The sequence below is a fragment of the Sulfurimonas sp. genome (assembly GCF_047622445.1).
GTDB lineage: Bacteria > Campylobacterota > Campylobacteria > Campylobacterales > Sulfurimonadaceae > Sulfurimonas.
Genome location: NZ_JBLHOE010000022.1, coordinates 1 through 14,638 on the forward strand (window position 1 = coordinate 1; position 14,638 = coordinate 14,638).

Here is a 14,638-nt window from a genome sequence, read left to right on the forward strand (position 1 = left end):
GGCTTGGTTTGATTTAGCGCATATACTTAAATGTAGGATGCTAACTCCGACTACAGTTAATGAACATCAAGTTCTCATAAGATTAGAAAAACTCAATGAAGATGTCAGCTTTCATAAAAATACTGACACGGCAGAATCCAAATATGGAAGTAATTCAATATTCTCACAAATATATAAAATGGAAGAACCTGCATTCTTACATTACTATAGACAGGCACTTAAAAATGTAAATATAAATAAGCGAATAAGAATTCTTAACCTCGGTGTAAATAGTGGAGATGAATTTTGTTTTATTAAAAAGTATGCTTCAAACTTTAATAATTTAGAATTAGTTGGAGTAGACTATTGTTCTTCTGCAATAAAAGATGCAAAAAAAATATTTTCACAAGAGAATAATGTCAATTTTTATACACATGATATCAATGATTTAAATTCACTTGAGTTAGGTAGGTTTGACCTCATTATAAGTATTGGAACCCTACAAAGTTCGAATTTAGAGTTCAACCCTCTTTTCATGTCCATAGTACAAAATCAACTTAAACCTGATGGTGCTATCATTTTAGGATTTCCAAATTGTCGATGGCTTGATGGTGAAATGATTTACGGTGCACGGGCTAAACATTACTCTTTTTCAGAAATGTCTAATGTCTATAAAGATGCAATATTTTGCAAAAAATATTTACAACAAAAAAAGTTTAGGGTTACAATTACGGGAAAGGAATATATCTTTTTAACAGCTACTTCTATACGAAAAGAGTAAAACCTTTCCGTATATTAATCAAAAAATGGCATTTTAAAGCTACTATCTTTACCGTCTTTTTTACCCATCATATCTTCCATTATATCCATCGGATTATTATCACTTTTGTTACCTTTACCGAAGAAAGGCATTTTAGAATTACCATCTTTTGTGTCCATCATATCTTCCATTATGTCCATAGGATTTTTGTCATCTTTAGCATCTTTACCAAAGAAGGGCATATTATCCATAGTTGGCATCTCAGGAACTTCTACTGAATCTTTACCAACTTTTGTACCTGACATCTTTGGTATTTTTCCATCTTTTATCGAGTCCATTGATGGCATTTCAGGCATTTTACCGTCTTTCATTGAATCCATATTTGGCATCTCAGGCATTTTCATATCTGAACCAGAACTCATTCCTGGTATTTCAAATTCAGAAGAAGCATTTTTTTCAAAGCCAGGCATCTCCGGCATTTTCCCATCTTTCATTGAATCCATTGATGGCATATCAGGCATCTCTGGCATTTTCATACTGTCTGAACCGGAACCCATTCCTGGCATCTCTGGCATTTTCATACTGTCTGAACCCATTCCTGGCATTTTCATTCCACTTGATGATGATTTCTTTTTATCTTTATCTATTATATCTTTCATATCATCAAACATATCCATTCCTGGCATCATTCCAGCATAAAGAAATGTACTTGTTATAAGAGCTGTACTAACTAAAAAAAATTTTATATTTTGTTTTTTCATATAAGTGTCCTTGCTATTTAACACTATTGTATCAAAAATAAAAATATATCACGCTTAATAAAATAATATTACATTATATTAAGATGCGAAGCCACTTGCAAAACTATCTTTTGCTACAACTATTTGTTTTTGTTTCTCTTTTCTTTTTGTATCTTTTTCTACAAATATTTTTTTACGAGTTTTTGGATCTATTTCCGTATAGTACATAACAGCCGAATATGTTCCAGGAGTAGGAGTGAAGACTTGTGCCTGTTCTGGATTCATTTGCAGTTCATCTGTAGTGAAACGTTTTAACTCGTGCATATCTTTATCTTCACAACCAGGATGAGCGGCTATAAGATAGTAAGTAAGGAATTGATTTTTTCCCTCTTCTTTGTTGAGCTTATCATACAACTTTTTAAAGTCTATAAGTGTCTGTTTTCCAGGCTTACCCATAAGTTCTAAAACATGTTGTTGGGTGTGTTCAGGGGCTACTTTCATCTGTCCAGATATATGATGCTTTACCATCTCTTTTAAGTACTCATAACCATGCTTTTTATCTTCTGTAATAAGATCGTACCTAACACCAGATGCAACAAATGCTTTTCTAACACCTGGAACTTCACGTACTTGTCTTAAAAGATTTATATTTCGAGAGTGGTCAGGTTTCATGGATTGACAAAGATGGTTTGCATCAACACAACGTTGATGGGCACACGTACCAAGCTTCTCCTTTTTATTACACTCATATCCGTACATATTTGCAGTTGGACCACCTACATCAGAAATAATTCCCTTATAATCTTTATACTGGTTAAATTCATTCGCTTCTTTGAGTATGTTAGTCTCTGAACGTGTTCTAATTGTACGACCTTGGTGAACTCCAATGGCACAGAAGTTACATTCACCCCAACAACCATGATGTGTCATAATAGAAAATTTAATTGTCTCTAAACATTTTACTTTTCCCATTTTTGCGTAATATGGGTGAAGTTCTCTTGTAAAAGGTAAGTCAGAGTTTGCATCCATTTCCACTTCGTTTAGATGATCACAGGGAGGGTTTTGAATAAGGTAACGACTATCCACTTGCTGAGATAAACCATTTGCAGCAATTGGGTCATTGTTGTCATAAAACAAATCAAAAAGATCTATATACTTTTCTTTATCTTCTAAACAATCTGCATGAGATGGCATTTGATGGTACTGAAGGTTTGGTTCTTTTGCTATATAACAAACTCCACGAATACCCGTATAATCTCTTTTTTCAGCAATAGCTTTCGTTAATTGTTCTAATGCTATTTCACCCATACCGTAGATGAGTACATCTGCTTTTGCATCAAAAAGAATTGGCTTTTTAAGCTTGTTAGACCAGTAATCATAATGCGTTACACGACGTAAACTTGCTTCTATTCCGCCAAGAACTAAGGGAACTGTATTTTTAAAGTATTGTCTAATGAGATTACAGTATACATTTATCGCTCTATCTGGACGTTTATCGTTTTTTCCACCCGGTGTGTAATCATCTGAGTTTCTAAATTTCTTAGTAGCAGTATAGTTTGAAACCATAGAATCAACACTACCACCACTTACACCCCAGTAAAGTCTTGGTTCACCGAGTCTCATAATATCATTAGGAGACTTTACATCAGGCTGTCCAATCATCCCTACTTTATAACCCATACGTTCAAGCATACGTCCAACCATAGCTACGCCTATAAAAGGGGAATCAATATAGGCATCTCCACTTACAAGGATAATATCACAATAGTCCCATCCTCTAGCATCCATATCAGCTCGTGTTGTCGGTAAAAAATCTTTTGCCGTAAATGTTACAGTATTTTTATTATTATTTGTATTTTGTTTATCTTTATTTCTTCTTGACAAAACTTTACCTCTTATTATTCGAACTCAACTAATGGTACACTATTTATAAGTATAATAATACAGCAATAAAATATAAAAGAGATTAGTTATGAAATACCCTTATGAAAACTTAGAAAACTTTACACTTTCAAGCCTTTTAGACCGCTCTTTGGAGCTCTATGCAGATAATAATTCTTTTGCAAATGTAGGTCAAAAAGCAATGAATTTCAAAGAGTTTAATGCAAGTGTTCACCATATGGTAAAGCTGCTTAAACAAAATGGTATAGTAAAAGGAGATAAAGTTCTTTTACTAAGTGAAAACATGCCACACTGGGGAATTGCATACTTCGCTGTTACATATTTCGGAGGAGTTATTGTTCCTGTTTTACCAGACTTTCATCCAGAAGATGTACATAGAATTATCTACCATTCAGAGGTAAAAGCTGCCTTTGTCTCTTCTAGGTATGAAGATACCATCAGAAGCTGTGAAGATTCTAATTTGATGTTTTCTATTAATTTGAATTCATTTGAGACTATTGACTCCCTTAGCAATCAAAAATATATGTCAAAACTAACCTTACCAGATGACATTGACACTATAGAAAAACCAAAGGAAGACGATTTAGCAAGTTTAATCTATACATCTGGAACAACTGGAAATTCAAAAGGTGTTATGCTCTCACATAAAAATCTTGTGACAAATGCCATGAGTGCACACGTACAATTAACAATAACAGCAGAAGATGTATTTTTGTCTGTACTTCCATTGGCACATACATTTGAGTGTACTACAGGTCTTCTTATCCCTGTTTTACATGGTTCTAGTGTTTACTATATAGATAAAGTTCCAACGCCAAGTGTTTTACTCAATGCATTCTCTGTTGTTAAACCAACAATGATACTCATGGTTCCTCTTCTTATAGAAAAGATTTACAAAAATAAAATTCTTCCTAAATTTACATCTTCTTGGCTTATGAGATTTTTATATAGTATCGGTTTTCTAAGAAAGATACTCAACAAAATTGCAGGAAAAAAACTCATTGAAACCTTTGGTGGAAGAGTCAGGTTTTGTGGAATAGGCGGAGCTGGACTTTCACCTTTTGTAGAAGAATTTCTCATTGAAGCGAAATTTCCTTTTATCATAGGTTATGGATTAACAGAAACTTCACCACTTTTAGCAGGTTCTATTCTTGGTAAACCTGCAAAATTCAAATCTACTGGTGTCGCTATGGGTGGAGTTGAACTTAAAATCAAAGACAAAGACCCCCAGACTGGTAAAGGTGAGATCATTGCTAAATCATCAAGTGTTATGATCGGATACTATAAGGATGCAAAACAAACAAACGAAGTTATCAAAGATGGTTGGTTTCATACAGGAGATTTAGGCTACATCGATGAAGATGGATACCTCTTCATCAGTGGAAGAAGCAAAAACGTACTTATTGGCGCTGGTGGCGAAAATATTTATCCTGAACAAATAGAAGCTATAATCAATCAACATGAATTAGTTCTAGACTCGCTTATGATGATGCAAAACAGTCAACTAATAGCAAAAATTCATCTCAATTATGAACATATTAATCACAACGACAAAGAAGAAATCATAGAGCTCCTTGAAAAGATGAGAAAAAATGTGAATGCACAAATTTCTTCTTTTTCAAGAATGGTAAAGTTTGTGGAACAAGAAGAAGAGTTCATCAAAACTCCAACTAAAAAAATTAAAAGATATTTATATACCAACTAAATAATTACGATTAAGGATAAATTTTGAGAAAAGAAAAACTAGAAGCAATGTTATATGGAGCATTTTACGGCGATGCATATTCACTCAGTGCTCATTGGGTATACGATACAGAAATAATAGAAAACGCTTGCTTAAACTTGGATACATGTAACAATCCTATAAGTACATATCATCCAACAAAGACTGCTGGGGATTTTACACACTATGGTGATCAGATGTTATGGCTTCTTGAAGACCTAGCTGAGCATAAAATATTTTCACTTGTTGACTTTGGAGAACGTTGGTATAAAAATATGCAATCTTACGATGGTTATATAGATGGTGCGTCAAAGCATACTCTTAAACAACTTAGTGAATCAAAAAATTTCTTTTCATGTGGTTCTAGTTCTTCCGATTTAAGTGCAGTGAGTAGAATGTTTCCAATCATCCTAAAGTACCATGATGCAACAGATGATATGCAAGAAGCCATTAAGCTACACACTATAGTAACACATATGAACAAAGATCTTATTCTCGCAGCTAATTTTTTTAGCGAAGTAGCCATAGCAATACTTAATGGTGCTTCACTTCACCAAACGATAGAAGAAAGCTCAAAACATTTTGGAGAAAATATTCAAAAATGGACACAAGAAGCAAAAGCATTACAAGGAATAGATACAAAAGAAGCTATACAAGAACTTGGACAATCTTGTAGTGTAGATGGTGCTTTTGCGAGTACAATTTATATCTTACTTAAGTACAAAGATGATTTTACACTTGCTCTAAAAGAGAATTTACTAGCAGGTGGTGAATCATCTGCAAGAGCTATGATTATAGGTGCTATATTAGGTATAATTCATCACAAGAGTGTTCTACAAAGTAGTATTAAAAATCAAATGAATGAGAGTCAGAAGATAGAAAGCTTAATACGTAAGCTTTCTTAGAAATTAGAATTGAGGTTGTAAGAAAGGGATTATCTGCTTCTTACGGCTAAGAACTCCTTCTAACCATACTTGAGAGTTTTCGAGTTTTACATTAAATGCAGTTTCTATTTTCCTCTCATCATCACTTACAGTTAGTAGTTGTGATCCTTCTTTCATAATGTCTGTTAGAAGAACAACAATAGTATGAAGACCTTCTTCTTCTTTCATAGTCTTCATGTCTGCCATGATTTCAGCAACTCTTGAATCTAGTACAGAAATATCTACCATTTCAAGTTGATTAATTCCAACCTTATTACCATTCATCTCGAAAGCTTTATAATCTCTTGTATTTAAGTTACGAGCAGTTGCTCCATCTACTTGAGACTTCGCAATAAACATATCCATCGCCATTTTTTTGTAGTCTTCAACACCACAAATTTGTGCTAGTTCTTTTACCGCTTTTGTATCTACTTTTGTACACGTTGGTGATTTAAAAATTACAGTGTCACTTAAAATAGCACACATCATCATTCCAGCGATATCTTTAGGAATTTCAATATCATACGCTTTATACATTTCATACACAACAGTATTTGAGCAACCTATTGGTCTTATCCAACACTCTAAAGGAGTAGTAGTTGTTAAATCACCTAGCTTATGATGGTCTACAATTCCAAGGATTGTAGCTTCCATAATGTCATGAGGAGCCTGAGCTTTATCCGAAAAGTCAATGATATACACACTTTCCCCAGCTACAGAAGTTTTAAGTTCAGGTAGAGTACCACCAAATTTATTTAAGATAAATTCTGTTTCAGCAGAAATTTCGCCTTGACGAGTAGGAATACAATCTTCACCGAGTTGATTTTTTAAGTATGATAAAGAGATAGCCCCTACTATAGAGTCGCTATCAGGACTTGTGTGTCCAAAAACATATGTTGACATGGCGTAGCCTTTAAAATTTTTTATAATTATACTGAAGTTTTATTCAATTTTTTTATATATCTTAGCTGCATAAAAATATTTAATATACTATACAGGAGTATTACTAATGTTCAAGCTTATAAAGAGTATAATATATTTAAATATTTACTAAAGGCGTCAAGGTATGCAATTTCATTCCACTTGGTTAGAACAATTAAAAAACAGTTCTCACATAGGTATTTTGGTGGTAGATAAAGAGCGTAATAACCTTTATGTAAATAAATGTATCTCCCAAATGTTTGGCTATGATGTAAAAAGCTTACTTAAGACTACTACAGAAATCTTCCATGTTAACCACGAAACCTTTTTAAAATTCGCCAAACTTGCTTTTGATTTTCTTCTTAAGGGGATACCTGTAACTATTGATTACCAATTTAAGAAAAAAGACGGTACGCTTTTTTGGGCACATATTGCTGGTGAAATTATTGCAGACCAAAAAGAAGTACTTTGGACACTTGTAGATATTACAGATACATACATTGCAAACCAAAAAATAGAAAAACTCAAAGAGAGAATGGAATTAGCACTTCTAGGAAATAACGATGGTATTTGGGATTGGAACCTTGTTACAAATGAAGTCTACTATTCACCTAAATGGAAAGAGATGCTAGGTTGTGAGGATAGTGAACTTTCAAATAAATTTTCTACTTGGGAAAATTTAGCACATAAAGATGATGTACCTCAGGTTTTATTAGATATACAAAATAATATTGATGGCATAACTGAGTACTACGATGGAGTCCATAGACTAAAACATAAAAATGGCTCTTGGGTTTGGATTCATGCTCGAGCAAAAGCTATTTTTGATGAAAATAACAATGCTCTTCGTATGATTGGGACACATACAGATATTACAAAAGAAAAAAACCTACAACTAAAGTATGCGCAGCAAGTACAAATGATCGAACAAACGAATGATGCAGTAATCTCTTCTGATCTTAAAGGAATTATTCTTACTTGGAATCATGGAGCAGAAGTCTTGTTTGAATATGATGCACAAGAAGTTATTGGTCAACATATCTCAATTTTACATCGAGATGAAGACATTCAAGACATAAAGAACACTCTAAATACGCTCATCAAAAATGGAGAATATACAGCAGATGTGTACAGAGTTAAGAAGTCTAAAAAAATTGTAGCCGTATCACTTTCTTTGTCACTCTTAAGAGATGAGATGAAAAGACCTATACATATGGTGGCTTACGTACAAGATATAAGTAAAAGAAAAGAAGCAGAGGATGCACTCAAAGAGCAATATAAATACTTACAATCCATTATAGATGGAATTGATGATTCTATTATGGTCATAAAAAAAGATTACACCATAGAACTTATGAATAGTACTTTAAAAAAATCTGCACAATATATAAAAGTAGCAGACCCTCAAAACCCAAAATGTTATGAAATTTCGCATCATCGGACAACTCCATGTGATGGGTTTGAGCATCCGTGTCCACTAAAAGATGTTCTGGACATGAAAAAGCATATTTCTGTTATACATAATCATGATACAAGCAAGGGGGAAAATCGTTATATAGAGCTCTCAGCAAGTCCCTTATTTGATACAAATCAAAACTGTATAGGTATTATTGAATCAGCTAGGGATATTACAGAACATCTTGAAGTACAAGGGGAATTAAGAGAGCAAAAAAATATTCTTAATCATCAAGCACACCATGATGCACTTACTGGGCTTCCAAATAGAGTTTTATTTAATGATAGACTCATTCATGCTATAGAAGAAGGGAAGCGAAATAAATCAAAGTTTGCTCTTCTTTTTATAGATCTCGATCATTTTAAAGAGATTAACGATTCTTTAGGACATGCTGTTGGCGATGAAATATTAAAAACAGTCACTTCGAGACTAAAAAAAGCAATAAGAGATAAAGATACTGTAGCACGATTAGGTGGAGATGAATTTACCATTATTTTAGATGACTTAGCAAAGATCCAAGATGCTTCTATAATTGCAAGTAAAATTCTAGAGGTGCTAGGTAAAGCAATGGAAGTTAACGATAACACTCTTTATGTTTCTAGTAGTATAGGAATCAGTATATATCCAGATGATGGAACATCAGCACAAAATCTTTTAAAGTTTTCTGACTCCGCAATGTATAAAGCAAAAGATGAAGGTCGAAATAACTTTCAGTATTATAGCTCAGAGATGACTGTAAATGCATTTGAGAGAGTTGTAATGGAGACCAGTTTGAGAAATGCTCTTGAAAATGAAGAGTTTGTTGTTTACTACCAAGCACAAGTAAATGCACGTACAAATAAGCTTATAGGGATGGAGGCACTTGTTCGATGGCAACATCCAAATATGGAGATTGTTTTGCCCTCTCGTTTTATGCCACTTGCAGAATCTACTGGACTTATTGTAGAGCTGGATAGATTTGTTATGGCTACAGCAATGAAACAAATATCTCAATGGTATAAAGATGGATTTAATCCTGGGGTTTTAGCCATGAATCTCACAGTAAAACAGTTACAAAAAGAAGATTTTATTCCAATGTTTACAAAGTTAATGCAAGAAACAAATACAAAAGCTGAGTGGCTAGAGCTTGAACTAACGGAAGGTCATATCATGACTCATCCTCAAGAAACTATAAAGATACTTCAGCAAATTCATGATCTCAACATTGAGTTAGCCATTGATGATTTTGGTACTGGGTATTCTTCTTTAGCCTATCTTAAAAAGCTCCCTATCGATAAACTTAAAATTGATCAAACATTTATACAAGGTTTACCAAGTGATGAAGAGGATGCAGGTATAACTAAAGCAGTAATCGCTCTTGCTAAAAGTTTAAATCTAAAGGTAATTGCAGAAGGTGTTGAGACTAAAGAGCAAAAAGAGTTTTTAGTCGAAAATGGATGTGATAATATTCAGGGGTATTTTTACTCCAAACCTATACCCTCGCATGAGTTTGAGAGTATGCTAAAAGAAAAATATCAATAAGCAATTTTTTCTACTGTAGGGAATTGATTCGCTTCTTTAACTACTTTAACTCTATCTCCATTTTGAATACTTAAATCTTTTGTATGTACCATAACACTATCTCCATCATCCAAACCTATACTTAATTCAGATGAATCGTACCTACTTACTTCTTTACCAACGTAAGATCCAGCTACACCACCAACAATAGCACCTAACGCACTTGAAAGAGCATCATTACCTGCAAAAGAACCGGCAACACTTCCTATCATACCACCGAGTGATCCACCGCTACCTTGCTTTACACTTAAAACCCTATTTTCTACTGTTCCCGTTTTTTCGTACGAAGCATCAGGACTACTCAAAGTAGAACATCCACTTAAAATAAAAATAAAAATAAAAAACAGACTACCGATAAGAGCTTTTTGTACCATTTTACTTCCTATTTTATATACTCTACCACTTCATCAAAATCAAGTCGTAATTGTGAAGACTGTTCATTTAGTCTGTATCCAAATGGCACAACTACTGAGAGTCTATACTTAGAAGTGTCAATACTTAATATCTCTTCAACTTGAGCTTGATCAAAACCTTCTATAGGACAAGAATCTATACCCAGTATTGCTCCAGCTGTCATCATATTACCCAAAGCTATATAACTTTGTTTCGCTGTCCATGCTTCTATTTTATCATCTGAACTAAGTATATCTTCTAAATGACTTGCATAAAGTCCCATATAAAAATCTAAAGTCTCTTGTGGCATTTCACGTCTAGCAAATCGTTTTCTCACTTCACCAGATTCTGGTTTAACCGAATCAATTCCAGTTAAAACAATAATTAAATGAGAACACGAGGTAACTTGTACTTGGTTCCAGCACGCTGGTTTAAGTTTTTCTTTTAACTCTTCATTTGTAATAACAATAAACTTCCATGCTTCCATCCCAAAAGATGAAGGAGATTTTCTTCCTGCTTCTAAAATATACTTCATATCTTTCTCAGATATTGTTTTTGTATCGTCAAATACTTTGCATGCGTGTCTAAAGTCCATAGCTTCTTGAAATGTTTTCATTTTTTCCCTACTCTACTGTATATGTTTTATCTTTTAAAATATGAAATGTACTAAGATGTTCACTTGTCTTTATCGCGAATTTTTTAGCCACGTCTGGTTTAACCAAATAATACCCAAGAGTTACTTTAACTTTATCCCCTTTTCTCAATACTTTTTCATAATTAATTTTACGAGTTTCTTTTCCCTTAATCATTGTATCTTTTACTACTTCATTTGCAACCCAAGGTGGTGAAGCTTTATCATCTTTTCCAATCATACGAATAAATACTTCAGGTTTAAATTCTTGGACTTTACTATCTCGCTCAACACTTACTAGTAGTTGTGTATAACGCATTGGGTGAAGCATCAAATTATGAGGACTTCTATTCTTTATAGAAATTTGAAACCCTGTATCTTCTTTGATAAATTTCATATTTATATAATGAAGTAACTTTTCTTTGTGTAAGTTTGCTCCCGGAAAACCATGAAAAGCGTATGTTCCAGTTTCTCCTTTACTAGACATATCTCCTTTAACCTGTGGCATGTGACATGTAATACAATTTTCACTATCATCTTCTTTGCCCATATCTGTTACACAAACATCAAGTTTTGAACTGTTCTTCTTGTGAGAATGGCAACCCATACACACTTGTCCATTTTTAAAGTCTTCACTATATTTTTGGTAGTGTTTTCTACTTCTTAGAGGTTTTTCTCTCGTACCATAGTAGTCTTTTTTTTCTAGATGAATTTTGTTTGTACTTGACATTGAGCCATGTTCTACAGATTCAATTCTATGACAGTATGAACAAAGGATTCCTTGCGTATGTGTTTCATTACTAACATCTGGAATACCTTTAGTCCCCTTACCTAACATATCTTTAATATTATCAGCTGTTGGTGTATGACACTTTGCACATTTATATTTTTGTTTTTTAGTATTTGTTGGATGCTTATCCCACACTGCTTTATGTATTGGATCTTTAAAGATGGTAGAGTTTCTATGCATACTTTTTTCGTATTCTTTATATATATCTGGATGACATTTTTTACAATATTCATTTGATTGAAAGTCCGGTTCAACTTCTATTTCTGCTTGAGCAAATAAGAAAGTCACAGGCAATACTAAAGATAATAATAGTTTAATTTTCATATGTATTCCTTTAATATTATTTTACCCTAATTTAATTATAAGTAAAAGAAATTAGGTAAATAAATTAATAAATACGTCAATAATTTATAATCTTCTAGCCCATCTAGCAAAGAAACGTGCCGGTGCTAATCTTTCATCTATGCTCTTGGCATTTAGAATATGTTCTTGTAACATTTTTGCTAAATATGGGGCTAAAACAAAGCCATATCCAGCATTTCCATTTATCATATAAAGATTAGGATAGTACGTATACATAGCATAATCCGGATTTTTTCTTTGAAACTGAATACTTTTAGAGGCTAATGTTTCTTTTGAAATAACCAAAGAACCAACAAGAGGCATATAATCATTCGAACCTGGGCGTAGACCTGTATAGTCTTTCACTACTTCTACATCTTCTAAATCTATCATTTGAGACGCTTTTTCTAAGAGTTCTTCTCTACCCTTCTCTAGATCATACGCCTCTTTTGAAGTCTCTGGATGATAATGAACATTGTGCGTAGCACCAATAGAAAGCATTCCATCCCTACTGGGAGAGATAGAAACAAATTGGTGAAGTATGTTTTTATTTTCACTTGAGGTCTTAATGTCTATTCGATGGCCCCAGATTCCACGTAATTGGATATATGGCTCTTTAATAATTTGCTCGTACGCACCAATAGCTAGAACAATATTTTTAGCCGAGTATGATTCATCTATAGTCCAAAATCCATCATCAAAATAAAGGGACTCTACTTTTTGTTTTTTTAATGTTACACCCTCACATAAAGCATTACACATCGCCTCAGCATTTACCATCCCAGACTCAAGTGTATACTTCTCTTCATTATCTTGTGAAGTATGAATAAGTGTAGCTTTTGTAAAAAGAGAAGGGAAGTTTTGCTCATAAAACTGCATACTATATATAAATGCTTTATCTATAAGCTCTTTGAGTTCACCACTCTTTGAGAATTTTGGTGAAATGAAAGCACCAGCAGCACCACTCCCACCAGAAGCTATACCTTCCATATCAAACAATATAACTTTTTGACCCTTCTTTATAAACTCGTAGGCGAGACTAGAACCATTTATTCCCGCACCGATAATTGCTAAATCATACAAAAATTACCATCTTATAGAATTTTTAATGTCATATCTATTTAAAATCATTTTTTCAAGCTCTTTAGCCTTGTTTCTATCTATGGCAATCTTCACACCATCTGCATTTTGAATAATGAGGTATTTCCCTTTAAAGTTTCGAATAATTTGAATAAACTCTGCAAAATTTTTAAATGTTTTAAAATCAACTTTATCAACCATCCAAAGTGAATAATTATGATCACCCCTATTTGCAGGAGTAGCAAGAACTTTTAAAAGAATTACTGCTTCTTCTCTCTCATCTGTTGCCCATTCTGCAGCAGCTTTTCTGAGTTCAAGTAATGTTGCACGATTCTTTACAAGTAAGTTTCTCGTGAGCGGTGAAAATACATAACCACCATACACAAGATACTTTGGTGTATTATCGTGAGAAATTGTATTTACTAAAAGGTTGTCATCCGCAATATTATTTAGTATTACATCTATTTCTAGCTTTTTACCATCTCTAAAAATTTCTAAACATATACTATCGCCTATTTGTTTTTGATCTATGTAGTATTTAAAAGCTGTAAACTTATTCTTTACGTATTCCACTGTACCGTCATTATTTATGTCATGTCCGTCTAACGCAAGTAAGATATCATGCTCTTTTAATTTTTTGTATACGTTTGATTTTTGAGAGATATCTATAACTAATACACCACTTACATTTGCATTCATATTGTAAACGTCTCTTAGCGCGTCATTTTCCATTGTTTGAGTAGAAATACCTAAGTGAGAAAATCCATCGTACTTTCCATCTGCTACATCTTCTAGGAAATGATTTACAATCTCCATAGGAACCATATAACCTATACTTTGAGAACGTGTAAGTTGTTGCATTACAACACCTACAATTTTACCATCACTTATAGCAGGTCCACCAGAACTTCCAGGATTAATCGCTGCATCTACTTGAATTGAAAGGTATATTTCACGTGAATGTGCGTACCTTTTATGTTCTATGCGAGAAACAATACCACGGCTTACACTTAAGCTATCGCCACCAACGGGGAAACCATACACAGCTACTTCATCTTCAAACTTTGGTAAGCCATTAAACTCAATTGCTTTTGTGGCATCAAAAAAACTTTCATCTTTAAGTTTTAAAAGTGCTAAATCTGCTTGATGCGAAATAAATTCAACTTCTGCTTCATACTTTTTAGTATCACCATGTCGTTTTATCTCAATAAAAGTTTCATTAGCAACAACATGAGCATTTGTAAGGATTCTGTTTCCTCTAATAATACTACCTGAACCATGTGATCTTCTAATAGTAGAATTCCATGGAGTTGTATAACTTGGTATCTTAGATACTGTATAAATCTTTACGATTGATTCTTTAACATTAAGAGTTGATGCCCCAAGTGGGAAAATAGTTATAAAAAATAAAGGGATAATTGATAAGAGTTTCATTGAA

General features: G+C 33.3%; 12 protein-coding genes. 4 read left to right on the plus strand and 8 right to left on the minus strand.

Features of this window, described 5'->3' with window-relative positions:
* Window positions 1-760 (plus strand): class I SAM-dependent methyltransferase (locus ACI9TV_RS06645; RefSeq protein ID WP_415249989.1); only part of this gene is annotated, 760 nt, incomplete at its 5' end.
* A gap of 14 nt (window positions 761-774) precedes the next feature.
* Here ACI9TV_RS06645 and ACI9TV_RS06650 read toward each other — a convergent pair.
* Entirely contained in the window at window positions 775-1,500 is a 726-nt protein-coding gene (locus tag ACI9TV_RS06650) for a hypothetical protein (RefSeq protein ID WP_415249990.1), read from the minus strand.
* Window positions 1,501-1,578: 78 nt separating this feature from the next.
* Window positions 1,579-3,363, minus strand: coding sequence for a YgiQ family radical SAM protein (locus ACI9TV_RS06655; RefSeq protein WP_415249991.1), 1,785 nt, complete (start codon window positions 3,361-3,363; stop codon window positions 1,579-1,581).
* An 88-nt stretch (window positions 3,364-3,451) separates the two neighbouring features.
* Between ACI9TV_RS06655 and ACI9TV_RS06660 the strand changes: the two genes are divergently transcribed.
* Complete coding sequence (locus tag ACI9TV_RS06660) at window positions 3,452-5,086, plus strand: AMP-binding protein (RefSeq protein ID WP_415249992.1); 1,635 nt, start codon at window positions 3,452-3,454, stop codon at window positions 5,084-5,086.
* A 23-nt stretch (window positions 5,087-5,109) separates the two neighbouring features.
* Window positions 5,110-6,009 carry an ADP-ribosylglycohydrolase family protein gene (locus tag ACI9TV_RS06665; RefSeq protein WP_415249993.1) on the plus strand — a complete coding sequence of 300 codons (900 nt, stop codon included), beginning with the start codon at window positions 5,110-5,112 and terminating at the stop codon, window positions 6,007-6,009.
* 3 nt (window positions 6,010-6,012) lie between these two features.
* On the opposite strand, the gene ACI9TV_RS06670 is transcribed toward ACI9TV_RS06665, so the two are convergent.
* Window positions 6,013-6,930 carry a manganese-dependent inorganic pyrophosphatase gene (locus ACI9TV_RS06670; protein WP_415249994.1) on the minus strand — a complete coding sequence of 306 codons (918 nt, stop codon included), beginning with the start codon at window positions 6,928-6,930 and terminating at the stop codon, window positions 6,013-6,015.
* Between the two features lie 163 nt (window positions 6,931-7,093).
* Here ACI9TV_RS06670 and ACI9TV_RS06675 point away from each other — a divergent pair, with 163 nt between their 5' ends.
* Window positions 7,094-9,925, plus strand: coding sequence for an EAL domain-containing protein (locus ACI9TV_RS06675; protein ID WP_415249995.1), 2,832 nt, complete (start codon window positions 7,094-7,096; stop codon window positions 9,923-9,925).
* Here ACI9TV_RS06675 and ACI9TV_RS06680 read toward each other — a convergent pair.
* The 5 genes from ACI9TV_RS06680 to ACI9TV_RS06700 all read right to left on the minus strand — a co-directional run bounded on the left by ACI9TV_RS06680 (window position 9,919) and on the right by ACI9TV_RS06700 (window position 14,634).
* Window positions 9,919-10,338 carry a glycine zipper domain-containing protein gene (locus tag ACI9TV_RS06680; protein WP_415249996.1) on the minus strand — a complete coding sequence of 140 codons (420 nt, stop codon included), beginning with the start codon at window positions 10,336-10,338 and terminating at the stop codon, window positions 9,919-9,921. The two genes, ACI9TV_RS06675 and ACI9TV_RS06680, sit on opposite strands and share 7 nt — an antisense overlap.
* A gap of 8 nt (window positions 10,339-10,346) precedes the next feature.
* Complete coding sequence (locus tag ACI9TV_RS06685) at window positions 10,347-10,973, minus strand: NAD(P)H-dependent oxidoreductase (protein ID WP_415249997.1); 627 nt, start codon at window positions 10,971-10,973, stop codon at window positions 10,347-10,349.
* A 7-nt stretch (window positions 10,974-10,980) separates the two neighbouring features.
* Window positions 10,981-12,102: a multiheme c-type cytochrome gene (locus ACI9TV_RS06690; protein ID WP_415249998.1), complete on the minus strand. Its 1,122-nt coding sequence runs from the start codon at window positions 12,100-12,102 to the stop codon at window positions 10,981-10,983.
* 84 nt (window positions 12,103-12,186) lie between these two features.
* Window positions 12,187-13,203 carry an NAD(P)/FAD-dependent oxidoreductase gene (locus ACI9TV_RS06695; RefSeq protein WP_415249999.1) on the minus strand — a complete coding sequence of 339 codons (1,017 nt, stop codon included), beginning with the start codon at window positions 13,201-13,203 and terminating at the stop codon, window positions 12,187-12,189.
* 3 nt (window positions 13,204-13,206) lie between these two features.
* Entirely contained in the window at window positions 13,207-14,634 is a 1,428-nt protein-coding gene (locus ACI9TV_RS06700; RefSeq protein ID WP_415250000.1) for a PDZ domain-containing protein, read from the minus strand.
* Window positions 14,635-14,638 lie beyond the last annotated feature (4 nt).